This is a genomic window from Calyptranema fuscum S582 (assembly GCF_055793305.1).
In genome coordinates, this window is sequence record NZ_JBSLYH010000007.1 from 1 (window position 1) to 25,152 (window position 25,152).

The 25,152-nt window shown below is 50.6% G+C and carries 18 protein-coding genes, 1 other RNA gene and 1 riboswitch; of the genes, 13 read left to right on the forward strand and 6 right to left on the reverse strand.

The annotated features are described in order from the left end of the window. A partial coding sequence (locus tag ACR6Z4_RS06615) for a glycosyltransferase (protein WP_479716447.1) occupies positions 1-1,817 on the forward strand: 1,817 nt, incomplete at its 5' end. A 72-nt stretch (positions 1,818-1,889) separates the two neighbouring features. Here the strand turns inward: ACR6Z4_RS06615 and carA are convergent. Next, the gene (gene carA / locus ACR6Z4_RS06620) at positions 1,890-3,050 is read right to left on the reverse strand and encodes a glutamine-hydrolyzing carbamoyl-phosphate synthase small subunit (RefSeq protein ID WP_479716448.1); all 1,161 of its coding nucleotides are present in this window, start codon (positions 3,048-3,050) and stop codon (positions 1,890-1,892) included. Between the two features lie 199 nt (positions 3,051-3,249). Between carA and ACR6Z4_RS06625 the strand changes: the two genes are divergently transcribed. Beyond that, on the forward strand, positions 3,250-3,411 hold the full coding sequence (locus ACR6Z4_RS06625; RefSeq protein ID WP_479716449.1) for a hypothetical protein: 162 nt from the start codon (positions 3,250-3,252) through the stop codon (positions 3,409-3,411). A 591-nt stretch (positions 3,412-4,002) separates the two neighbouring features. After that, a complete protein-coding gene (locus ACR6Z4_RS06630) occupies positions 4,003-4,905 on the forward strand; it encodes a retropepsin-like aspartic protease family protein (RefSeq protein ID WP_479716450.1) in 903 nt (300 codons plus the stop codon). Positions 4,906-4,912: 7 nt separating this feature from the next. Here the strand turns inward: ACR6Z4_RS06630 and trpD are convergent, their stop codons facing one another. Continuing rightward, positions 4,913-6,022, reverse strand: a complete 1,110-nt coding sequence (trpD, locus tag ACR6Z4_RS06635) for an anthranilate phosphoribosyltransferase (RefSeq protein WP_479716451.1) — start codon at positions 6,020-6,022, stop codon at positions 4,913-4,915. Between the two features lie 238 nt (positions 6,023-6,260). On the opposite strand from trpD, the gene ssrS reads away from it, so the two are divergent. The 3 genes from ssrS to ACR6Z4_RS06650 all read left to right on the forward strand — a co-directional run bounded on the left by ssrS (position 6,261) and on the right by ACR6Z4_RS06650 (position 9,009). After that, positions 6,261-6,448: non-coding RNA, 6S RNA (ssrS, locus tag ACR6Z4_RS06640), on the forward strand. Positions 6,449-7,004: 556 nt separating this feature from the next. Next, the gene (locus ACR6Z4_RS06645; RefSeq protein WP_479716452.1) at positions 7,005-7,808 is read left to right on the forward strand and encodes a hypothetical protein; all 804 of its coding nucleotides are present in this window, start codon (positions 7,005-7,007) and stop codon (positions 7,806-7,808) included. Positions 7,809-7,833: 25 nt separating this feature from the next. Next, positions 7,834-9,009: a glycosyltransferase family 2 protein gene (locus tag ACR6Z4_RS06650; protein WP_479716453.1), complete on the forward strand. Its 1,176-nt coding sequence runs from the start codon at positions 7,834-7,836 to the stop codon at positions 9,007-9,009. A 125-nt stretch (positions 9,010-9,134) separates the two neighbouring features. On the opposite strand, the gene ACR6Z4_RS06655 is transcribed toward ACR6Z4_RS06650, so the two are convergent. Continuing rightward, positions 9,135-9,632, reverse strand: a complete 498-nt coding sequence (locus tag ACR6Z4_RS06655) for a TIGR00725 family protein (RefSeq protein WP_479716454.1) — start codon at positions 9,630-9,632, stop codon at positions 9,135-9,137. Positions 9,633-10,268: 636 nt separating this feature from the next. Here ACR6Z4_RS06655 and ACR6Z4_RS06660 point away from each other — a divergent pair. Beyond that, positions 10,269-11,258 carry a glycosyltransferase family 2 protein gene (locus tag ACR6Z4_RS06660; RefSeq protein ID WP_479716455.1) on the forward strand — a complete coding sequence of 330 codons (990 nt, stop codon included), beginning with the start codon at positions 10,269-10,271 and terminating at the stop codon, positions 11,256-11,258. 204 nt (positions 11,259-11,462) lie between these two features. On the opposite strand, the gene ACR6Z4_RS06665 is transcribed toward ACR6Z4_RS06660, so the two are convergent. Continuing rightward, the gene (locus ACR6Z4_RS06665; RefSeq protein ID WP_479716456.1) at positions 11,463-11,615 is read right to left on the reverse strand and encodes a hypothetical protein; all 153 of its coding nucleotides are present in this window, start codon (positions 11,613-11,615) and stop codon (positions 11,463-11,465) included. 172 nt (positions 11,616-11,787) lie between these two features. Between ACR6Z4_RS06665 and ACR6Z4_RS06670 the strand changes: the two genes are divergently transcribed. The 6 genes from ACR6Z4_RS06670 to ACR6Z4_RS06695 all read left to right on the forward strand — a co-directional run bounded on the left by ACR6Z4_RS06670 (position 11,788) and on the right by ACR6Z4_RS06695 (position 22,427). Next, the gene (locus ACR6Z4_RS06670) at positions 11,788-13,611 is read left to right on the forward strand and encodes an alpha/beta hydrolase (protein ID WP_479716457.1); all 1,824 of its coding nucleotides are present in this window, start codon (positions 11,788-11,790) and stop codon (positions 13,609-13,611) included. 646 nt (positions 13,612-14,257) lie between these two features. Continuing rightward, complete coding sequence (locus tag ACR6Z4_RS06675; protein ID WP_479716458.1) at positions 14,258-18,730, forward strand: beta strand repeat-containing protein; 4,473 nt, start codon at positions 14,258-14,260, stop codon at positions 18,728-18,730. Positions 18,731-19,049: 319 nt separating this feature from the next. Then, positions 19,050-19,952, forward strand: a complete 903-nt coding sequence (locus tag ACR6Z4_RS06680) for an EamA family transporter (protein WP_479716459.1) — start codon at positions 19,050-19,052, stop codon at positions 19,950-19,952. Positions 19,953-19,958: 6 nt separating this feature from the next. Next, positions 19,959-20,693 (forward strand): prolipoprotein diacylglyceryl transferase, encoded by a 735-nt coding sequence (locus ACR6Z4_RS06685; protein ID WP_479716460.1) that lies wholly within the window; start codon positions 19,959-19,961, stop codon positions 20,691-20,693. A 43-nt stretch (positions 20,694-20,736) separates the two neighbouring features. Further along, positions 20,737-22,161, forward strand: coding sequence for a radical SAM protein (locus ACR6Z4_RS06690; RefSeq protein ID WP_479716461.1), 1,425 nt, complete (start codon positions 20,737-20,739; stop codon positions 22,159-22,161). Positions 22,162-22,166: 5 nt separating this feature from the next. Continuing rightward, positions 22,167-22,427: a hypothetical protein gene (locus ACR6Z4_RS06695; RefSeq protein ID WP_479716462.1), complete on the forward strand. Its 261-nt coding sequence runs from the start codon at positions 22,167-22,169 to the stop codon at positions 22,425-22,427. A 72-nt stretch (positions 22,428-22,499) separates the two neighbouring features. Here the strand turns inward: ACR6Z4_RS06695 and thiC are convergent, their stop codons facing one another. Together thiC and ACR6Z4_RS06705 are read right to left on the reverse strand one after the other, a co-directional pair. After that, complete coding sequence (thiC, locus tag ACR6Z4_RS06700; RefSeq protein WP_479716463.1) at positions 22,500-23,876, reverse strand: phosphomethylpyrimidine synthase; 1,377 nt, start codon at positions 23,874-23,876, stop codon at positions 22,500-22,502. A 6-nt stretch (positions 23,877-23,882) separates the two neighbouring features. Next, a riboswitch (TPP riboswitch) is annotated at positions 23,883-23,981 on the reverse strand. Between the two features lie 39 nt (positions 23,982-24,020). Next, positions 24,021-25,067, reverse strand: coding sequence for a glycosyltransferase family 2 protein (locus ACR6Z4_RS06705; protein WP_479716464.1), 1,047 nt, complete (start codon positions 25,065-25,067; stop codon positions 24,021-24,023). Positions 25,068-25,152 lie beyond the last annotated feature (85 nt).

The following is a 25,152-nucleotide window of genomic DNA, read 5'->3' on the forward strand; positions in this document are numbered from 1 at the left end:
GCTTTGCCTGGGCTGGCAATCCCAACCACCGCAACGATCGCTATCGCTCTTGTCCCATCCATTTCTTCGAACCGCTCTTTGAACTGCCCCATCTCGCTTTTTATAGTCTTCAAGTTGGCGATCGCACGTCCGATCTGCACCCCTATCTGGACTCATTTGCTATCACCGATCTGAGCGATCGCTTGAACGACTTTACTGACACAGCTGGAGCAATCAATCAACTGGATCTGGTGATCACCGTTGACACCTCCGTTGCCCACTTAGCAGGCGCACTCGGCAGACCCACCTGGCTACTGCTATCCTATGCTCCCGACTGGCGCTGGCTGATGCAGCGCAGCGATAGCCCCTGGTATCCAACTCTGCGGATTTTCCGACAGCCCGAACGCGGCAATTGGGCAGGAGTATTTCAGCAAGTCACCGCAGAGTTGAAAACACTGATTGAAGAAGGATTGAGAACCAGAGAGACGACAGCAGAAGCACTTTATCAACCAAAATCCCTAGAAACACCTTATACCGCTCCTCCCCCATCTCCCGTTCGGCTACGCTCACGGCAAAGCCCATCCCCCCCACCTCCCCCATCCCCCCTACCTCCCCCATCTCCCTCATCCCCCCCATCTCCTCTATCCCCTCTTACTCCTCCCAAACCCATTGGCATCGGCTTCCCCATTGGCATTTCTACAGGTTGGGGTATTTATGGGTTGAATCTGGCACTGCAACTCCTGCGGTTACCGGGGGTCGAGCCTGTCCCCTTGGTGCCGTTGCAGTCGATGGCGCAGTTTAATCCATTGCACCGGGCGCTACTAACCCCGACATTGGCACCGCAGAAACAGTTATATGACGTGTTAGAAAAAAATCCAGACAAAATTGCAACGGCGCATTTGTTGATGCTGAGGGCATTTGGCAATAATTTTGTAACGACCGAGGAAACGTTACGCATCCAAGGACAGCGGAACGTTGGAGTGATTTTCTTTGAAGATACTCAGCTCACCCAAACGGCGATCGCCCAAGCCAATCAGATGCAGCTGATGATTGCAGGATCGCACTGGAACGCCGATGTCCTCAAAAGCTACGGATTGAAAGCGGTTGTGACCATCCAACAGGGGATTGATCCCACCCTATTTCATCCGGCTCCCAAAGCAGGGCTATTTGGCGATCGCTTTGTTATTTTTTCTGGAGGTAAACTGGAATATCGCAAAGGGCAAGATATTGCGATCGCCGCTTTTCGGGCGTTTCATCGCCGCCATCCTGATGCACTCTTACTCACGGCATGGCACAATCCCTGGATTGACACGATGCGCGGACTCGACCAGACGGGTCATGTAACCGGATTGCCTAAAATTGATACTCAAAAGCGCTTACAAATTACCGACTGGCTGGTTCGCAACGACATTCCAGCCAATGCAGTGATCGATGTAGGACCGATTGCCAACTACATTGCCCCACAGATTTTACGAGAAGCCGATGTTGCCCTATTCCCCAATCGGGCGGAAGGAGGAACCAATTTAGTGGCGATGGAAAGCCTCGCCTGTGGCATTCCCACCATTCTCTCGGCAAATACGGGGCATTTGGATCTGATTGGAACCGACCACTGCTATCCCTTACGTACTCAAAAACCCGTCCCCGCCAACATCGACTATCACGGCACAGACGGGTGGGGCGAATCGGATGTTGACGAGATTGTAGAAACGCTAGAGCAGGTCTATTGCGATCGCCAGACTGCCCAACACCGGGGGCAACTCGCTGCCCAGTGGATGCAAGATTGGACTTGGGAAAAGCAAGTTCAACGATTGGTCACTCAGCTAGAACCGTGGCTATAACACTCCGCTCCTGAATCGATTACGGTTGTTGAGAGAGAGCCGCGCGGGGCGCGGCTCTCTCAGAATAAGATGCTAACGACTGACGGCTGCTAATTTATGTTCGCGCATAGTTTGTACGAACTTGGCAAACAGATAATCGGCATCGTGAGGTCCGGGACTGGCTTCCGGGTGATATTGCACCGAAAACATCGGCAAGGTCTTGTGACGCAGACCCGCGACCGTGCGATCGTTCAAATTCAAGTGGGTAATTTCGACCTCGGCATTGGGTAGAGACTCAGCAGAAATTGCGAACCCATGATTTTGGCTAGTAATTTCCACATGTTGCTTCAGACCGGCAGGTTGGTTTAAACCCCGATGCCCAAACTTGAGCTTAAAGGTTTCTGCACCCAGTGACAGACCCAAAATTTGGTGCCCCATGCAAATACCAAAGACGGGCTTTTCACTATTGAGCAAGGCTTTGGTCGTCGAGATTCCTTCTGACACCGTTGCTGGGTCGCCCGGTCCATTCGATAGAAAAATGCCATCGGGGTTATAGTCCAAAATCGTCTCGGGGGGGGTATCTGCCGGAACCACAATGACGCGACAGCCATAACTCGCCAACCGTCGAAGGATATTGCGTTTCACGCCAAAATCAAGCGCTACGACGGTCAACGGTTCGCTATCCTGCCCCACCTGGGTCGAGCCAAACTCCCAGGGAGCCTCCGTTGGTTCCGTCCACTCATACACAACCGGAGTGGTCACCTGCCGCACCAGGTTTAGACCTGCCATACTGGGTGCTTCTTGCACCTTCATCAGCAGTTCAAGGGGGTCTAAAATTTCTGTCGAAATCGCCCCATTCATAGCACCTACAGAGCGCAGTTTGCGCGTCAGGGCGCGGGTATCAATGCCATAGATCCCTGGAATTTTGTGTTGCTTTAGATAGTCGGTGAGAGATTGAGTCGATCGCCAGTTACTTGGACGATGACAAACATTACAGGCGATCGCCCCTTTCACAGACGGAGCTGCCGATTCTTCATCATCTGGATTAACGCCGGTGTTGCCGAGTTCTGGGTAGGTGAAGGTGACAATCTGCCCACAATAACTGGGATCCGTCAGGACTTCTTGATACCCCGTCATCCCTGTATTGAATACAACCTCACCAATGGCGGTTCCCGCAGCACCAAAAGACCATCCCCGGTAAACAGTGCCATCGATAAGAACCAATAGCGCAGGTTGTACGTTGGAATTCAGCATAAGATTTCTCGAAACAAACAAAGTTAAGGAGGAATAAAATTGATCTGCTAATCGACCTCTGCCCTTCAATCTGGCGAATGAGGAACTTGATTTTATTGGGTACGCGTCGCATATTGCCTGAAATCAGGGTTAGATTTTGCCAGAGTAACGATCGCCGGGTTCATAATACAGTCTAGTCGGTATCGAAATCTCATCTGTATTGGGGGCAACGCGACGCACCATTTTTGGCATGGCGATCGCAGTTTTAGCGTTGCGGGGTTTGAGAATGACTTCCCATCAGGCACCTTGGGTTCACATGGGACGTTATACCGGGATTCAGCAATACCTGGTTTCACCCGACGGTTGGATCAGGGCATATTAGTTAGTAGGGAAACGAAAAGAATTGCAACGTTCATTTTGACTGCCTGATTATTGCTGAAAATATAGCACTAGTAGTGCAAACACTAAATTTAGCACCACGGGAGGTGGAGGCTGCGCCCCCAATGAGGAGATGCAACCCCCGCCATCCCCTGCCAAACCTATCATTTGGTGTACTAGGATTGTGGAGCAAATTAACCCTAATTTTTTTGAGAGAGCGATGGCTTCGCCATCGCTCTCTCAAAAAAGATCCAGGTTGATTGATCTATGCTCCTCAGGGTTCTAGACTCTGGCACACGATGCTTCAGGTCTCTTTCGATACCGCATCCGCCGATTACCTGCGAAATTACGGAGTGCCGTTGTGTATATCTCAATAAGACTTTACCTCAGACCCTGTTTCCCAAGCCTGGGTGACTCATCAGGGTATTGAGCCTCAAACCGCGATCCTACCGTAGGATTACATATTAAAAAAACTCGGACTCTTATTTTTATAACCGTGGCAATGCCGCGTTTCTAGAAAATAAATCTTCGGTTTTAGTTAATCTACGATCCTTAGCCCTCTTTTCTGGCAATGGCGTTCGACCCCCTCAAGACTATGCTGAAGTATTCTCAACCTCGTGTGACTTTGCTATTACTGTGCGGTCTTTGTGCTGGAATCGTTACAGCTTGCTTTGGTAAAACCATAGTTGAGGCACCCACAGCACCCGCTGTTCCCATTGCATCCTCTGGCAGTGCGTCCCCGGTTGCCAATACTTCTCCTGCGGCTTCACCCCAGACCGCCAGTCCAGCACAGCCTGATCCCTATCAGTTGGCAATTGAGCGCGCATCGAGTGCCTTTACGATCGGGCGATCGGCTCAATCTCCCGATGACTGGCGGCTGGTGGCTAGTCGTTGGCAGCAAGCTATCCGCTATTTAGAATCGGTGCCAGCAACCAACCCCAATCATGCTCAGGCGCAAGGCAAATTAGCTGAATATCAACGCAATCTCAGCTATGCCCAACAACAAGCCAGCTTACCGACAACGCCAGAATCGAGCGGCGTCATAGCGATCGCGCCCGACTATAGTCAACCTGCCCCAGAGACTACGGTGAGTGCCCTACCTCAAACCACTCAACAACCTGGAGAGGGACGAGTGTTTCAGGTGCCGATTGTGCGGCGGGCAGGTGGTACCCCTGTTATCAGTGTGATATTCAACGGCAACCAGACTTACAACATGATCGTAGACACGGGAGCCAGTGGCACCGTGATTACTCAACAAATGGCGATCGCGTTGGGAGTTACTCCCGTGGGTCAGGCACAAGTTGATACAGCCAGTGCCCGCGCCGTGTCGTTTCCTCTCGGTTATGTGCGGAGCATGCAGGTAGAGGGCGCAGTCGCCAACAATGTTTTAGTGGCGATCGCCGGTCCCGAGCTGGATATTGGACTCTTGGGACACGACTTTTTTGGCAATTATGACGTCACTGTTCGGCAAAACGTTGTGGAATTTCGAGAACGGTAATTCACAATCAGTCTTTGAGAAACGCCACCAACTGCTCTAACTTCGTCCAGGCAGCACCACTGTGCAAAATCTCTCGGGCGATCGCCACGCCTTGCCGATAGCCATCCCAACCCTCTGCACCTGCCGGAATGCCACCTCCCACTTTCAACGCCAACGCCGCATTGAGGGCAACCACATCTTGTTGTGCTGGCGTACCTTTGCCCTGCAACACCGCCTGTAGAATGGCAACATTTTCTGACAGCTCGCCCCCTTTCAGTGCCTGAATCGGAGCCGGGGAAAAGCCTAACTCTTGAGGATCGAGATTCAAAGACTGCACCTCACCGTTTGCCAAGACTGCCAGATGCGTAATATCTCCTAAGCCTGCCTCGTCTAATTTCTCACGACCATGTAACACGATCGCATCTGCCATCCCCATTTGCTGCAATGCCTGGGCAAGCGTTTCGACTAAACTGGCTCGAAAGACTCCAATTACCTGCCCGGTTGGACGCAGTGGATTGACCAGAGGCCCCAATAGATTAAAGACTGTCCGCACCTTTAAAGTCTTGCGGATCGGTGCCACATATTTCATGGCTGGATGCCAACCCGGTGCAAACAAAAACGCAATCCCAACCTCACGAATGGCTGCCTGAATGCGTTCTGGAGATGCGCTTAAATTTACACCCAATGCCTCTAGCACATCCGCCGAACCGACCTTACTGGAGGCCGCCCGGTTGCCATGTTTGGCGACTGCGATCCCAGCGGCAGCTACCACAAACGCCACAGCCGTCGAAACGTTAAACGTTGACGCCCCATCGCCACCCGTTCCACAGGTGTCAATCAACGGTCGAGGCAATGTCGTCAGATCATACTGGGCACCCATCGACTGAGACTGAAGCACCTGCGCCATCCCCGCCAACTCGGTCGCCGATACACCCTTTGCCTGAATCGCTGCCAAGATTGCCCCAGACAGCGCGGGTGGAATGGCATCATTCAGCCATCCGTGCATTAAATCGGAAGCTTGATGGAGCGTTAAGGACTGCCGATCTAGAATTTGTTGCAATAGAGCAGACCAGTCCTGCAATGAGGCGACTTCAGAAGAACTGAGGGTGGCAGAAGGTGGGGTCGAAGGGTGGCTCATACAGGCAGCAGTAGGTGTGACAGAATAGGTATGACAGAATACGTAACTACCTATAGCATCATTTGGGTCGCAACTTTTAGGTGAATTCGATCCGCCGATGATCCGCAGATATAGATCCTGCACGGTGCCACAAACATCGACTTCAGCCCCGTTGATTTCACCGATTTGATAAAGTTTGTACCCAAGAATTCGTTTTACTTGCGATCGCTTTCCTCAAACTCGTTACAATAGACAACAGGTTCTACTGCGACGTTGGTGACTGCCAATAGCGTTTTATGATCTACAAATCTACTCATAAGGGCAACTAAAATATGTTTTGGCAGCAGTAAACCGGGCTTGTACCCGGAAACTTTAAGCTAGAACCAAGTTACCCACCTGGACTCGTCCAGGTCAAAAACTGAGGTAAGACGGCGTTGTGGGGAACTCTTAAATATTGCATCAATCCCTTGTCCAGTTAGGCAAGGGATTTTTAGTACGTGCCGGGGATGTTGTCAACGCTCAGATGCGGGATGCCAGCGCACCGTTAGGATTGTGGATTGAATAAGATCGACTATGAAATCGTTTGGAGGGGCGAACGGTCGTTCGCCCCTCCAACCAATCACCGACGTTATTTAATTCCCACTCCTTAGTTTTATGGCGCTTCGCGCCTGGATGGCTTACGGTTGTTGTGAGAAAGCCAGCGATGAGATTGGGTGTGGGTACCATCGTGATAGCACTTCACGCTCGGCTAAAACTAGTACACCAACTTAAAAGTTTTAGAGGGGGTGGAGGGGGTAAAACCCCCTCTTGGGGCACAGCCCCCAAACCTCCATGTTGCAAAATTTCGTGTTTGCAACACTAGATAATTTTTTGAAAGCCATGCTCCGCATTGAATGGTGAATTAGGGCGGGGTACGGGGGTGGAACCCCCGCCCCCCTGTCCTAACCAGCCCTCTGGCTGCTATACAGTGAATGAACGGCTTAATGTACTCATGGGTTGACTTATGGAACTTGCCAATCGCCCATCTGCAAAATGGGGACAATGGATTCAATTTGGGGTGATTACCCTGCTCTCGGCAGGAGCGATCGCCTTTTTGCAATTACCGCAACTACAAAAGCTAAAAACCCAAAGCCAGACGATTACGGCTCAAGAAATTCAGCAAAACTTAGAAGCAGAAAAAGTGCAGCTGAGCTTGCTGCAAAAAATTCCAGCGTTAGGCTACGACAATGTTTTTGCAGACTGGATATTCCTCAACTTTCTGCAATATTTTGGCGATGCCCCTGTACGTCAACGCAGCGACTATACGCTGAGTCCTGATTTTTTTGCCATTATCATCCCCAACAATCCACGGTTTCTGTCTGCCTACACGTTTCTTTCAACCAGCACCGCCATCTACGCAGGCAATCCTGAACGTTCCATAGAATTGATGGATGAAGGCTTAAAACTACTTTCTCCCAACGTTCCTGGCGCTTATTTTGTCTGGCGAAACAAAGCAATTGATCAACTCTTATTTTTGGGCGACGGTCGCGGTGCCCAGGCATCGTTTGAGATGGCAGCCCAGTGGGCAGACCAATCGAATGAGCCGACAGGTCGCTTTATTGCCGAATCGTCTCGCCAAACTGCACAATTTTTAGCCCAAAATCCTGATAGCAAAAAAGCTCAGGTTTCCGCCTGGACGATGGTTTTGAGTACTGCTCCTGACAATCGCACCCGACGCATTGCCATCGAGCACATTCAAATTTTAGGCGGACAAATTGTTGCCAATCCGCAAGGTGGCTTTAGCGTCATTCCTCCAGCCCAAGATTAATGGGTTCTATTCTACTGCTATCCCCATGAGTTACGACCCCTCCCCCATTTCCCGTCCCTTGCTCTCACTGTGCATGATCGTCAAAAACGAGAGTGCGAATTTAGCTGAATGCCTGGCAAGTGTGCAACCCTTTGTTGATGAACTGATTGTGGTTGATACCGGCTCTGACGATGATACCGTGGCGATCGCCCATCAATTTGGAGCGATCGTCAGCCAGTTTGACTGGTGTGATGATTTTTCAGCCGCCCGCAATTATTCTCTAGCCCAGGCAACGGGAGAATGGATTTTGGTGGTCGATGCCGACGAGGAATTGGTCGTTCAATCGCCACACATTCAAGACGAATTGCGGGCAATTCCTCCCGAGATCTTGCAATGCAGCATCAAGCGCTTGGAAATCCTGCCTGAGGCTGTTGAGATACCCCAAGTGACGCCGCTCTATACCGCTCGCTTGTTTCGCAACCACCCCGACCTGAAATACGTTTTTCCGTACCACGAGCAACTCTATTACCAGGGCGCACCGCTCAGTCAGCAGCACATCATCTTTTTCCCCAGCCTGGAGTTATTGCATTACGGCTACGCACCCGAACTGCTTCAGCAAAAACATCTGACGCGCAATATTCCACTCCTCGAAAAAGCCCGTCAGCGAGGGGATATTACCCTGACCTTGTTGATTACGCTCGCCAATTTTCACCAAAAAATGGGGCATTTAGAACAGGCACAAACATGTTACGAAGAAGCGTTTGAGCAGTTATTCCCCCATTTGCTCGACGGCACCCCACCCCAAGACTGTAACTTTGTGCCGTATCTGATGCATGTTTTAGGGACACAAGCGCTAGAACAAGACGATATTGAAAATGCTCGGTTGCTGGGGCAGCGAGGCCTGGAATGGTACCCCAATCACCCACCACTCAATTATCTGGTGAGCAATCTTTTAAATCACCTGGGATTTGCTCAAGGGGCGATCGCTTATCTCAAATATTGCCTGGAACTCGGACAAAATGGTAGCTACTACCAGGGAGAACCGTTCGATCAGGGATTTATGACCCTCTACCCTGCTCACAGTCTGGGTTGTCTTTACCTCAACATGCAAGATGGACAACAGGCAAAGACCTATTTTGAGTTAGCGTTATCGTTTGATGATCAATTCGCGGATGCCCAAGCAGGGCTAGCCGCTGCCGAACAACTCATAGCGAACCCTTAAGAGCCACCCTGGTGGATTGCTCTCTTTTAAGGATCTTCATAAAAATAACTTGAATAACTTTTTTGGGAGAGTGCGGCTCCGCCGCACTCTCCCAAAAAGTTGTGGGTTTTAATTTTGTAAGGATCCTAAGGCAAATCCGCGAGAATTTGGTGACAAAGGGCGATCGCCGCTGGTGCTGTTTCGGCAAAAAAGACCTGATGGGGCGCTAATAAGGTGAAGAAATCTTTAGCCCTTTGCGGTTGCCCCAGCAAGACTACAGATTTTCCTGCCTTTAATGCCAATGCAATTTCTGACGTTGTCCCCGTCCCCAGCCCACAGGCAATCACGATCGTGCTAGAGAGGACATTGATGTTATTTCTAGCGCTACCCATGCCCGTAACAATGGCAATATCCACCGATTCCGACCGATGGCGATCGCTTTCATCCGGCAAAATGCCAATCGTCAACCCCTTCCCGTGACGGGCACCTTGACTGGCAGCCTCCATCACGCCAACATTTCTACCACCCGTGAGTAAAACCCAGCCCTGTTGGGCAATTAACTGCCCCAACTCATAAGCATGGTTACAATCGGTAGGAGTAGCATTTGCCCCTGGCCCCATCACACCCACAATGATTTGCCTCATCGTTCATTCAACTTGGTAAAGTTTTCTAGCCCGTTTTGCTCCAAACCCTTGCACCTTATCAGTCGAGTTGACTACGGTTAGGATCGTAGATTTAACCAACCCTAATTTTCGCTGAGAGAACGGCGGCAGAGCCGCCGTTCTCTCAACAAGAATGACAGGGTACTTAGTACTGTTATTCACAGCTAGTGTTGCAAACACCAAATTTTGCAACATGGGGGGTTGGGGGCGAAGCCCCCAAGAAGGGGGTCCACCCCTTCACCCCTGACAAAACTTTCGTTTTGCTGTACTAGGGTTCGGAAATAAAACCAGGGGGTGTGGGGGCTGCGCCCCCAGCCAGGGGTTCCACCCCTGCGCCCCAATTCCGTCCCCTAACGATGGTGCGATGGACTAATGACAGGTACTTAGTACTGTTATTCACAGCTAGGGTTCAAAAACAAAACCGGGGAGTTTGGGGGCTGCGCCCCCAGCCAGGGGTTCCACCCCTGCGCCCCAATTCCGTCCCCTAACTAGGGTGCGATGGACTTAGAAATGGGAATTAAATAACGTCGATGATGTGTTGTACGGGCGAACGGTCGTTTGCCCCTGCAAACGATTCAAGAGACTGGTGCCATTTTCAACACAGTTGCAACTTGCCATATGGATCAAGAATTTTTGCCTCCCGTGTCGGTCATTATCCCGATTTATAACGGCGAAGACGATTTACCCGATTTATTGGCGTGTCTCAAAGCGCAAACCTATCCCCCAGACCGGGTTGAATATGTGTTGGTCGATAATGGCAGCCGCGATCGCACACCCGAGATCTTGCAAGCCGCGATCGCAGACTTTGCCAGTGCAGGGCTAACCCTGCGATCGCTTCACGAAACTCAAATCCAAAGTTCCTACGCCGCCCGCAATACGGGGATCAAATCATCTACTCGCGAAATTTTGGCATTCACGGATGCCGACTGCCGCCCCCAACCCAACTGGCTGCAAGATTTAGTGCAACCGTTTCAAGATGATGCGATCGGCATCGTCGCAGGTGAAATTCTTGCCCTCCCCGGAACCACGATTTTAGAAGAGTTTGCCGAACGGCATAAAACCCTATCCCAAACCCACACGCTGGCACATACGTTCCTGCCCTATGGGCAAACAGCCAACCTGGCAGTACGACGTCAGGCATTTGCCCAAAGCGGTCTCTTTCGTCCCTACCTGACCACGGGTGGAGACGCCGATTTATGCTGGCGGATTCAACAACAGCACCTCTGGAAATTGCACTTTGTCGAGCAAGCCGTCGTCCAACATCGTCATCGAGCCACATTGCTTGATCTAAAACAACAATGGAAGCGCTATGGCCGATCCAATCGATATTTGCACGAATTGCATGGGGTGCCGTTGATGCGAGAACCAACGACCAAAGACTATCTCTATCGGCTGAGCCGTTGGCTACTCAAAGAACTGCCTAGCACAGCGAAACAGGTGCTAACCCGCAACGCAACAGCATCAAGCTTGCTCGACACCCCCCTCAATTTGATTTGCATGAATGCCAGGGCAATCGGTCAGAAGCAGGCTAAACTGCCAGAACAAGCCCGTCAAATTGACTGGCTGACACAACCTACCCATCCTTCTTCGCTGATCTCTGCTCCCTAAGGATCGTGGATTTAATCAAATCCGATTCTTTTTGAGAGAGCGGCGGCGGAGCCGCTGCCCTCTCAAAAGGAATTACAGGTTAATTAATCCTGTGATCCTAAGATCCAGCCTCTTACCTTTCATCCCAAGCGGGCAGGACTCTGATTAAGATTCATAAATCATGTCCATTAGGAGGTTATCGAATCGATGACTTATAGGGAAAAATTATAAGAAAAGCATTTGCCGTTGGTTTTCTGGCTGCTTACTTAATGCATCCCAGTTTGTCCAGAAGTGTCCGATGGTTCTGCAACGCCTGACCCACTTGACTGCGATCGCCTTCTGCTTCATTAGCGTCTGCGTCTGGAAAACTCGTTCCATCCTGCCTCTTACGATTTTCCAGCTGAACTTTGTGAATGTGTGACCCCTATTGAGATTTCCGCCGCAGTATCCTGCCCCCAGTGAAGCCCCAGTGAAATTACCTCAGTCACTTCCACCCCAGGTGCTCAATCTCCTTTCTAGATTTAACGCTCAGGCAAGCACGGTTGGTCAGATGTCCCCTTTTCCATCGAGAAAAGGTTGGCACAGCCGCCTGTTCTGTAGCCTCATGGTTACGCTGGGTGTGGGTTTTGCCACGCCAACATGGGCAGCGGAGCGGTTGGCAATTAGCTTTGGACCAATTAAGCAATCGATCGCGATCGCCGACTTAGAAGCATTTGCCCAAACTGGAGAAATTTCGCCAGACTTACAAACTTACAGCGCTTTCTTAGGCAGCGACGTGCAAATAGCACTCACCAGTCATCTGCAACTGGATCCCCAAGTCAGCGATAAGTTAGTCAATGATTTGTTGCAATCTTCTACAGGTGAACGAGTTCTCAGCCTATTAGAACTCCTGATCATCGATAGTACCCCCAAAGATATTCAGACGGCATTGATGGTAGCCGCGCAACATGATAAGGGGTTGAGTCTGCTCAGCTTCCTCAGAGCGTATCCCCAAAAAACCATTACCATCGATGGCACTTCAACGATCGCTATTGCATCGCAACTCAACCTGCCCTATTGGCAAAGCCAAGCTCTCAGCTCAATTTTGGAGCGAGAACTGACAGTTGACACTACCGAACCGATTGACACCACCTTTGACCCGACCCAATCCGGCACCTCTTGGGTCAGACAGCAAACCCTAACGTTGCGAGATTCTGAACGCGATCGCATTATCCCCGTTGACCTGTATTGGAGTCGGCATAGCCACGGTCCCCTGGTCATCATCTCCCATGGGTTTGGGGCAGACCGCAGGTTTTTAAACTATTTGGCATATCATCTTGCGTCCTATGGGCTAACCGTCGCCGCACTCGAACACCCTGCCAGCAATGTGGCATGGCTCACCGAAATCACGTCCGATCCCTCACGCCCCGGCAACCTGGATGATATTTTTCCTGCTAGTGAATTTATCGATCGCCCGAAAGACATTAGCTTTTTACTTGATCAGCTAGAGCGAATGAATCGCTATTCCACCATCCTGCACGGCAAACTCAATACCGATCAAGTCACGGTCATCGGGCATTCATTAGGAGGCTATACTGCCCTTGCCTTAGCTGGCGCTGAACTAGACTTTGCCGGCTTACGTCAGTTTTGTAGCGAGATCAGTCCCGCAGGTCTATCACCTGCGGATTGGCTGCAATGTACCGCGATTGAACTATCAGACGAAAAAATTAATCTGCGCGATGCGCGGGTCGTTCAGATCATCGCCCTCAGCCCCGTCATCGGTCATCTCTTTAGTGAAGGGAGCCTCAATCAAATCTCGATCCCAACGCTGATCTTAACCGGCAGTGATGACACGATCGCCCCAGCCGTCAGCCAGCAACTACTGCCATTTACAGAATTGCGGGGTTCTAAATATTTGCTGACGGCGATCGGTGCGACCCATCTCAGTGTCGGTGATCCAGAAAACCTAAACCGTGCGCTGACAGATAACTTGTTTTTGCGAGAGAGACGGGGCGACGAAACAGAACCTCTGAGAGAATTGCTGAAGGGCGTGTCTTTGGCATTTATTATGCAGCTGACTCCCGATGCAGACCAATATGCTACGTTCCTTACGCCTACTTACGCCCAATCCTTTTCAACGGCTGATCTCAAATTGCGCCTCAATTCAACACTGCCACCCAGCCTGACCAAATGGTTGCAGATCGTTGCGTTACCGCTAGAAAATTTGGTGTCTAAAAGTTTACCCAAACGATCTAGCCCAGAAGACCACCTAATTTTAGTTAAAATTTTAGACCGACTTCCTTTAGTGATGTTTATTCTGCCGGGCAATTTGCCCTTAGTCGGTCGGCAGTTTCTGCAATTTAGTCGTCACCATAAACGCCGCAAAAACCATTAAATTCACGGATCTTCTGACGAAACAAATAAGTAAATACCCCGATCGGAAATCAACATCCTAGTGGCATACTCGTAGTAACAAAAGTAAGAGATCTCATATTTTTTACATCTCGCATCCAACAACTATTCATCAGGAATTTCAGATTGAATATTGGAATCAGCAAGACCATTCATGGCATTTACTAAGTTCACTGAAAATTGCTGAATTCATATGAGAAAAAGATGATTTTAGAGGATGGAACTTTCTCAAGGGTCTCAATTTCTCAAAACCAATCGATCGCAGTCAGAAACGAGATGGTGGTTTTAACACCACTCTCGATTTCAAGTAGAGAAAGAGCGATCGCAATCGTTCCAGGGATCATTTAATCCTCAGTTTTAGGATGCTGTTTCCCGCATTTTTTGCCCTCATTGCCTCCGAAAAATTGTGCTTCAACGATATTGTTAATTTGTTTGGAAAGCTCACGGCGTGAGCTTTCCAAACAAATTAACAATACATCGAGACTATCATCCCCGAAAAATGAGTGTCGGGGATTGAAACGCTAAGTTTTTAACCACTCAAAACCGATATTCAGGCAGTTCATTCCGTGAATGGTCTGCCAGCAATTTTGTGTGTCCATATCTGCGGCGGCTACCAGGAGACGCTTACTATGCCCAACACCAACCCAACGGTAAATTCTATTGCTAACCAAACCGCAACCGAAGATATCTATTTCGGCTTTGCGATTAACAGCTATTTTAGTGACGTTGACGGAGATACCTTAACGTTTAGTGCAACAGGTTTACCTCAAGGCTTAAGTCTAGACTCTACGACAGGCGTCATCAGCGGGACTCCGACCAATACAGCCGCGATCGCAGGATCTCACAGTATTACAATCACGGCAAATGATGGACAGGGCGGCTCCGTCAGTACGACATTTACTATTACGGTCAATAATGTCAACGATATTCCCACGGTCGCTACCCCCATTGCTGACCAAACTGCCACTGAAGATAGCCCCTTTAGCCTCAATGTCAGCAGTAGCTTTAGTGATATTGACCCAGGGGATAGTCTGACCTTTACAGCAACGAGTTTACCGAATGGGCTAACCATCAGCTCGACGGGCGTTATCAGCGGTAGCCCGACTAACGCCGCCGTCGGCACCCATAATGTTACCGTTACTGCCACCGATCAGTCAGGCAAGAGTGTCAGTGATGTCTTTACCATCGTGGTTGCCAATACCAATGATGCGCCTACCGTCACCTCGGTGCCGAACCAAACAGCGACGGAAGACACGTTCTTCAGCGTCAATGTCAAATCCTACTTTACCGATATTGATGGCGATACATTGAGCTTCACCGCAGTAGGGTTGCCCGATGGCATGACGATCAGCAGCGCCGGGGTGATCAGCGGCACACCGACCAATGCAGCGGCGATCGCCAATTCCCACACAGTTACGATCACGGCCAGTGATGGAAAAGGCGGCACCGTTAACACCAACTTTACCTTCACGATTAATAACACCAACGATATTCCAACGGTTGCCGCTGCCATTGCCGATCAAACGGCGACGGAAGATAGTGCTTTTACACTCAACGTCAGCAGCAGTTTTAATGATATTGATCCGGGTGACAGCCTCACCTTCACAGCCACAGGCTTGCCAGATGGGTTGACCATTAGTACGGCAGGCGTGATCAGTGGCACCCCTACGAATGCCGCCGTCGGCACCCATAATATTACCGTTACTGCCACCGACCAATCCGGTAAGACGGTAACTGATACCTTTGCGATCGCCGTTGCCAATACCAACGATGCTCCCACCGTTGCCACCGTCGCCAACCAGACCGCGACGGAAGATACGTTCTTCAGCATCAATGTCAAACCCTACTTCACAGATATTGATGGCGATACATTAAGCTTTACCGCAACGGGTCTGCCCGACGGCATGACGATTAGTAGTGCTGGAATTATCAGTGGTGCGGCGACAAATGCTGCCGCGATCGCCGGAGTCCACACGATTACAGTCACCGCCAATGATGGCAATGGCGGCACCGTTAACACCAGCTTTACAATCACAGTCGGAAACACCAACGACACACCCACCGTTACGACACCAATTGCTGACCAAACGGCTACAGAAGATAGCCCTTTTACACTCAATATCAGCAGCAGTTTCACAGATATGGATCCGGGTGATGGGCTGACCTTTACCGCGACAGGGTTGCCCAGTGGATTGACCATTAGTAGTGCAGGCGTCATCAGTGGAATGCCCACCAATGCTGCCGTAGGCACCCGCAATGTGACGGTCACCGCAACCGATCAGTCGGGCAAAACGATCACCGATACCTTTGCCATTACAGTCCTCAATACAAACGATGCTCCTACAGTGGGATCTCCGATTGGCGATCGCACAGCGGTTGAAGATGCCTTCTTCAGCATGAACGTTAAGGGCAGTTTTATAGATATTGATGCAGGCGATACCCTCAGCTTTTTCTCAACGGCACTGCCCGATGGCTTGACGTTGAACAGTGCCACCGGAGTCATCAGTGGCAAGCCAACGAACGCAACGGTTGGACAAAATCCGATTACGATTACAGCGAGCGATGGCAAAGGCGGCACCGTTAGCACCAGCTTTATCTTGACGGTGACGAATACAAACGATGCCCCGACCGTTGTTTCAGGAATTTTGGATCAAACGGCAACGGAAGATACACCCTTTACACTCGATGTCAGCAGCAATTTTAATCCGATGGATGTGGGTGATACGTTGACCTTTGCGGCAACGGGTCTGCCCAACGGACTGAGTATCGATACCAGCACAGGCATTATTACGGGCAGTCCATCAAATAGTGCCGTGGGTGTACGCACGGTGATCGTGACAGCAACCGATAGCCAGGGGAGCGTCGTGAGTGACACGTTTACCATTACGGTTGCTAACACCAACGATGACCCCACCGTCGTCAGTGCGATCGCTGACAAAACGGCAACGGAAGATACGCCCTTCAGCCTCAATGTCAGCGGCAATTTCAACGATATTGATGCAGGCGATGCCCTCAGCTACTCTGCCAGCAACTTGCCAACTGGCTTAAGCATTAACGCTACTACAGGCATCATCAGCGGCACCCCCACGAATGCAGCGGTTGGGGATAGCAATATCACCGTCATTGCCACAGATAGTGCCGGTGGGGTAGCGAGTACGACATTTAAACTGACCGTCAGTAACACCAATGATGCCCCCATCGTTGCCTCCCCCATTCCCAACTACACGGCAACAGAAGATAGTGTCTTTAGCTTTGATATCAGCAGTTACTTTGCGGATTTGGATGTCGGCAATACCCTGACCTTTGCCGCAACTGGCTTACCAACAGGGGTGACTATTAATAGCACCACAGGTGTTATCAGTGGCACCCCAACCAATGCCGCTGTAGGAACGCGTAACATCGTCGTCACCGCCAATGATGGCAGGGGCGGCACGGTTAGCGATACCTTTGCACTGGCAGTTACCAATACGAACGATGCTCCTGTGGTCGCCAGCGTGATCACGAACAAAACAGCGACAGAAGATACGGCGTTTACTCTTAACGTCAAACCCAACTTCAGCGACCCAGACGTAGGCGATGTCCTTACCTTTTTTGCGTCAGGCTTACCGGATGGCTTAAGCATCAACAGCACGACGGGCGTTATTACTGGAAGCCCTACCAATAGCGCTGTGGGCACCAGCACCGTCACCATTACTGCCGATGATGGAAAAGGTGAAATCGTTAGCACGACCTTTAACTTACTGGTCAACAATGCCAACGACGCACCGATCGTCGCAACGGCTCTGGTCGATCAGGCTGCCACGGAAGATACCGCCTTTAGTTTCGATGTCAGCGGCAACTTTTCTGACCCTGATGCAGGAAACACCCTGAGTTTTGCAGCCACCAACTTGCCCACAGGGCTGGCGATCGATAGCAGCACGGGTATCATTAGCGGCACCCCCACCAATGCCGCTGTCGGCTCTCACAATATTACCGTTGTTGCCAGTGATGGGCAGGGTGGCAGCGTCAGCGACACGTTTGCTCTAACCGTCGGTAATTTGAACGACGATCCGACAGTTGTGACTCCACTGACGAATAAGACAGCCACCAAAGGAATCGCATTTAGCCTCAATCTGGGCGCAAATTTTGCCGATATTGATGCCGGGGATGCTCTGACGTACACGATTACTGGTTTACCGACGGGTTTCAATGCCAACCCCAATACGGGTGTCATTAGTGGTACGGCAACAGCGCTAGGTACTAACACCATCAATGTCACGGTGGACGATGGTAATGGCGGATTTCTCAACGAAACCTTTAATCTGACGATCGCACCCAACAGTGCGCCCACACTGGGCACCCTGATTGCCGATCAGACGGGTACGGCGAATAAAGCCTTCAGCTTTGCCTTTGGCACCAACACGTTCAAAAATCTAGATGTGGGTGACTCGCTTGTCCTCTCTGCAAAACTGGCAAATGGCAGTGCGTTACCCAGTTGGCTAAAGTTCAATCCCACAACCCGTAGCTTTAGTGGCACTCCTCCCCAAGCAGGCACATTTAACATTCGCGTGACAGCTACCGACCTATTGGGAAGTACAGTTTCGGACACCTTTAGTTTGACCATCCAAGCTCCCCCTCCTATCGATCCGCCTCCCAGCGATGGGGTGATTCGGGGAACCGCAGGCAGCGATCGCCTTACAGGTACCGCAGGCAACGATACGATGGACGGGTTAGACGGTGCAGATACCCTCAAAGGGCTGGCTGGCAAAGATATATTGCTCGGTTCCGGAGGAAACGATAGTCTCCTGGGCGGTGATAGTAATGACCAGCTCAATGGCGGCACAGGTCAAGATAAATTGACGGGTGGTAAAGGCAGCGACATCCTTACCGGGGGTAGTAGCCGCGATGTGTTTGTGCTGGAGAAGGGAAGTGGTAGAGACGTCATCAAAGACTTCAAAAACCGCCAGGATCGACTGGGTCTTTCTCGTGGCATGACGTTTGAGTCTCTCATCATTGGTCAAAAAGGACAAAATACAACCATCAGCTTGGGGAATGATTTGCTCGCCATCTTAACGGGTGTGAAAGCCAACCAAATCACAGCGGCTGACTTTACTAAAGCCTAATCGCCGAACCCCAATAATTGTGGGTGGCGCGGGCGTTGCCCGCGCCACCCACAATCGTTACTTTTTTAGGACGACCTTCAATACTTTTGCGTCACTTTTGCGTCTGAGAGCAGGTCTTACTGAAGGGAAAAGGGAAAGGAGAAAGAATCAGGCTGCGAATGCCATTCCCGGCTCTTTCGCCTTTCGCCCACTTGATAGACCGTACTTGACCGAGAACTAGAGTACAAGCATTTCTAGCCTGGTCGTATCCCCCAATAGCATGATCCTGAAGTAGCCGTAACAGGTGAGACTATTAAGGTTCTTTGCTATCTGCCGACCTATGCCTTCTGACCCACTGGAATATGTACACCCCTTTAACGCTCGGCAATCGTCTGTGGGTCTGGGGTTGCTGGCGATCGCCCTGTCTTCTACACTCTGGGCAATCTCAGCGATCGTTGCCAGTTATCTATTTCAATCGGGAGTGACGCCGTTTGAGCTATCGTTATCTCGCAGTGTGATTACCGCGCTGGGGCTAGGCATTTTGAGCTATTGGACTCAGACCCGACGCAAATGGTTTGACTGGCGAATTTTGCTTCTGGGCTTGTCGTTAGCGATGGTCACAGCATCCTATTATGTGGCGATCTCCCGCTTATCCGTCGCCGTGGCACTTGTGATTCAATACACAGCTCCTGCACTCGTCGTCATCGTTGGGGCTTTTAGAACGCGTCGGTTGCCATCGTCTGCGGTACTAACAGCGGTTGCGATCGCCTTATTGGGGGTGGTATTGATCTCTGGGTTGCTGAGCGGATCGGTTCAATTAGATAGCATTGGCTTGGTTGCAGCCGGACTCAGTGCCCTATCATTTGCCAGTTATACCTTACTGAGTGAAGCAGTCGTAGATACCTATGGTGCCGTAGGTGTAATGTTTCGTTCGTTTCTGGTTGCCAGCCTGTTTTGGCTCGCATTTCAGGTGACACAGGGAATTCCTACCGCTATCTTTTTACCCGAAAATCTGGCAGGCATCTTCTTTATCGGCATCGGTGGCACGCTGGTTCCGTTTAGCCTGTTGTGCTGGGGCATTCAACAAGTTCAGGCAGAACGTGGGGCGATCGCCGCCACTTTAGAACCTGTCATTGCCACGGTGCTTGCCTGGATTTGGCTGGGACAAACCTTAAATTTCATGCAGATCGTAGGCGGTGGTCTGGTCATCGGTGCAGTAACGTTGTTACAGATACGCCGATAATTTTTTATGCACTTTCCTGTCTATATCGGGATCGGTTCCTGGCAGATTCATCCCCACCTTTTATTTGAATCGTTGGCATATGCAGTTGCCTTGCGGCTGATGCTGTGGAACGTGCGATCGGACTCTATTCCGTTTTCTCAACGGAGTTCTGTCATCGTCGGTGGCATGGTCGGAGCCTTGGTAGGGGCAAAGCTTTTGGTTTTGTTGCAGCACATTGACTTATTACCGCACCATGGGCAGCAGTGGTTAGCATTGATCATTCAAGGGAAAACCGTGGTAGGAGCACTCCTGGGGGGTTTAGCGGGTGTAGAACTGACGAAATACTGGATGGGGCTGAAGCAGTCTACTGGCGATGCGTTTGTCTATCCCTTGCTGGCGGGTACGGCGATCGGGCGCATCGGTTGTTTTCTCACGGGGTTGAGCGATCGCACCTATGGCATCGCTACCGCCCTGCCCTGGGGGGTGGATTTTGGCGATGGCATTCCGCGCCATCCTACCCAACTCTATGAAATTTTATTTCTGCTGATGCTGGCAGTCTGCCTCTATATCCGCAGCCGCTATCCATACCAATCGGGCGACCTGTTTCAGCTTTATCTAGCCGCCTATCTGGGCTTTCGCTTTGTTATCGACTTTCTTAAACCCGACTTTCATCCCCTCTTCGGCATCAGTGCCATTCAATTTGCCTGTCTGTTAGGCTGGCTCTATTGTCTCCACCCCATCTCTCGGCGATCGCGCCAGTGATAGAACATCAGAATTTTTATTGATATGCAACTCTCTTAATCCTATGTCAACCCGCCCGTACCTGTTTCATGCGCTGACCAATAGCCTCTGCTCTAAATGCCTGACGAAGGTCGAAGCTAAGATTGTTTTTCAGGAGGGTGGGGTATATTTGTTCAAACATTGCCCAACCCACGGACGGGAAGAGGTACTAATCGCCGATGATATTGACTACTATCGGCAGATCGAGTCTTTCATCAAACCGGGGGATATGCCCCTGCGATTTAATACCCCAATTCAGCATGGTTGTCCCTATGATTGCGGCTTGTGTCCTGATCACGAACAACACAGTTGCCTGACGTTGGTGGAATTGACCGATCGCTGTAACCTCACGTGTCCCATTTGTTATGCCGATTCGGGAGTTGATGACGTAGGCACAAGCAACCAAACTCGTCGCCATCGCACCCTGGCAGAGATTGAGTTCATGCTAGATGCGGTGGTGGCAAATGAAGGCGAACCGCAAGTCGTGCAGTTGAGTGGCGGTGAACCGACACTACATCCAGAATTCTTTGCGATGATGGATTTGGTGAAGGCAAAGCCGATCAAGCATTTAATGATCAACACCAACGGCATTCGGATCGCCCACGATCGCGATTTTTGCGATCGCCTTTGTCAATATCAACCCGGCATTGAGGTCTATCTGCAATTCGACAGTTTTGAAGAAGCCGCACTACGAGAACTGCGGGGCGCAGATCTGAGAGCGGTCAGAGAACAGGCGATCGCTCACCTCAACGAATTTAACCTTTCGACAACGCTGGTAGTGACGTTGAAAAAAGGCTTGAACGATCATGAAATTGGCAAAATTATCGACTTTGCCTTGCAGCAACGATGTGTACGCGGGGTCACATTTCAGCCGATTCAAGCAGCAGGGCGATTAGATGGATTTGAAGCAAAACGCGATCGCTATACCCTCACCGAAGTACGCCGCGCCATTCTCGACCAAAGTTCCCACTTCCAACCTCAGGATATTCTCCCCGTTCCCTGCCATCCCGATGCCTTAGCCATGGCATACGCGCTGAAGCTCAAAGGACAGGTGATTCCCCTGACCGGATTGTTTGACACCTCCACCTTTGTCAACATGATGCCCAACTCGGTATTGTATGAACAGCACCCCGATTTGAAACAACGCATTTTTGACCTCTTTTCCACCAGCCATTCGCCCATTTCTGCGGCAACATCTCTGAAACAACTTCTCTGCTGCTTGCCCTTGCTTGCCGTTCCCGACGGTTTTACCTACGAAAACATTTTTCGGATTATGATCGTGCAATTCCTGGATGCGTATAACTTTGATGTGCGATCGGTAAAACGTTCTTGTATTCACATCGTCCATCCCGATGGACGGCTGATTCCGTTCGATACCTACAATCTGTTCTACCGTCCGGGCAGTGCTGGACAGCCCTTAATTAATCGTCTCAATGAATCTGTGGAGTAACGCTCATGGCTCGGCGCGAAACCAATGACGTTTCTGAGTTTGTCCTGGGTTTTTTTGAATTAATCGGCATCGATATCCTGCTGATGACTCTGGCTTTGACCGTTCCTTTTATTGGTATTGTTCAGATTCTCTACGTCATCCCCCGTGCCATCTGGCTACATCGCCACCAAAAATGGAGCAAGATGAAAGGCATCCTTGTCTCTGCCGTCGTCGTGTTACTGCTCAATGGAGGATGCTGGCTATGGTTTATGAACATGAGCTGGTAACCAATGAATGAGCCGTGCGTCTCCCATGGGAGACGCACGGCTCATACTAATCATCAATCCCTCACCGGGATCTTAGTCTCGGCTGGCAACAGGTTCTTTGGCTAAGAACTTCTCCAGTTCGGTCAGGGCATCTGCATCGACCTTGGTCTGCATTGGGCAGAATTTAGGACCGCACATCGAGCAAAACTCAGCGGTTTTGTAGATATCGGCAGGCAGTGTTTCATCGTGGTATTCACGAGCCCGCTCCGGATCAAGCGATAGCTCAAACTGGCGATTCCAGTCAAAGTTATAGCGTGCTTTCGACAGTTCATCGTCGCGATCGCGTGCTCCTGGTCGGTGGCGGGCAATATCTGCCGCATGGGCAGCAATCTTGTAAGCAATCAAGCCATTGCGCACATCTTCAGCATCGGGTAAACCGAGGTGCTCCTTCGGTGTGACATAGCAGAGCATCGCCGTGCCATACCAACCCGCCATGGCTGCCCCAATCGCAGAGGTAATGTGGTCATAGCCTGGTGCAATATCTGTGACCAGGGGTCCTAAAACATAGAAGGGTGCTTCTGAGCACTCTTCCATTTGCTTGCGTACATTGAACTCAATCTGATCCATCGGCACATGACCGGGACCTTCGACCATTACTTGAATGTCATCTTCCCAGGCTTTGCGGGTGAGTTGTCCGAGGGTTTTCAGTTCGGCTAACTGCGCGGCATCGGAGGCATCATGCTGACATCCGGGCCGCAGAGAATCGCCCAGGCTAAACGAAACATCGTATTTTTTGAAAATTTCGATGATGTCGTGGAAGTGGGTATAAAGCGGATTTTGCTTGTGATGATGCAACATCCAACGGGCAAGAATGCCACCCCCCCGAGAGACAATCCCCGTAATGCGATCGCGCACCAATGGCAAATGTTCAATCAAAATACCCGCATGGATGGTCATATAATCGACCCCTTGCTGAGCATGTTTTTCGATTACATGCAGAAAATCATCGGCAGTGAGATTTTCAATGGTGCCATGCACGCTTTCCAGCGCTTGATAAACCGGAACGGTACCAATGGGAACTGGCGCGGCATTGATAATCGCCGTCCGGATCACATCCAGGTTGCCACCCCCCGTAGACAGATCCATGACCGTATCGGCTCCGTACTTCACGGCCAGGCGCAATTTATCCAATTCTTCGTCGATATTAGAAGAGTTGGGCGACGCACCAATATTGGCATTCACTTTACACTTAGAGGCAATGCCAATCGCCATCGGTTCCAGGTTCGTGTGGTTGATGTTGGCAGGAATAATCATCCGACCCCGCGCCACTTCTTCGCGAATCAAATCAGCCGGAAGGTTTTCCCGCTGTGCCACATACTGCATCTCCTCCGTGATCACGCCCTGACGGGCATAATACATCTGAGACACATTATTGTGCCCACGTCGCTTGGCGACCCATTCTGCTCGCATAGTTGAATCCTCAGTAAATAGCTTCCCTTCACCGGTGCTAACCGGACTCAGGTTCTAAGGGTGTAATCTCAGCCTGGATTTGCTCAGGCACCCCTAGCTTGCCGTTAATCTTACCATTCACGGAGAGTGAGCGATCGCCCGTTCCTAAAACTTGATGTTTGGCTCAATCGCGACATCGTGCCGAATGCGTCGTTTTTGCATCGCTCCAGTCAGTTGAAAGCCAATGGATTCAATCGGGCGATAGAGGCTGGGCGGAATCAACCAGAGTAAATAAGCCGCTGCCAGGGTGATCAGGGTGCGGCGCGGTTCGGTCAGCAAAATTTGCCAGTAAGTTGCCAGCGCACGATGAGTCAGAGCGATCGCCATGGTGCGATCGCGACGACGAATGGCACGACGTGCCAGATATCGCAATTGGTAAGCTCGACAGGGCGCTTCCCAATGGGCAATTAATTCGGGTGCATAGCGACGAGTTTTCTCAACCATTTTCTCAAAATCATCCAGGTGTTTGAGCACGCTGGAAGATAACGAATCGCCTTCGGAATTGACTCGATACAGAGTCAGTGCGTCTGGAATACCTTCGACGTGCCAATTCGTTTGAATCGAAATCCGCAACCAGCATTCAATGTCTTCCGATCGCAATAAGTCCGGGTCAAAGTAACACTCTTCCGTTTCACCCTGCCACTCATGCTCGTAACGAATGGCTGCCAAAACCTGTCGCCGAATTACAGGAGCAGAGCCATTGCTAATGGGATTACGGCAAAATAAGTAAGGCGTCGTGATGCCCGTCAGCTTGGGCATCTGGTAATAGTTGAGGGGATTACCAACACTGTCAATAAAGGCAGTGCGACTAAAACTGATGCCAACGTGGGGCGCTTGATTGAGATGCTGAAGATGTTTTTCTAACTTGTCCGGCGTCCACAAGTCATCGGAATCGAGCAGGGCGATGAACTCTCCGGTGGCATGGCGAATACCCGTATTTCTAGCAGCAGATGGACCACGATTCGCTTGATGAAAGATTTGAATCCGAGGATCGTTAAACTGCTGACAAATTTCGATGCTGCGATCGCTCGATGCATCATCCACAATTAACAGCTCAAAGTCTGTATAGGTCTGGTTTAGAACCGATTGAACTGTTTCAGCAATATATGTTTCAGCGTTGTAAACCGGGATGATAACAGAGACAGTTGGCATAACTTCGCAGCGGATAATTGGGCGATCGCTCTTAAAACCTATCCAGATAGTTAATGTTTCATCACGATCCAAATAGGCGCTCAGG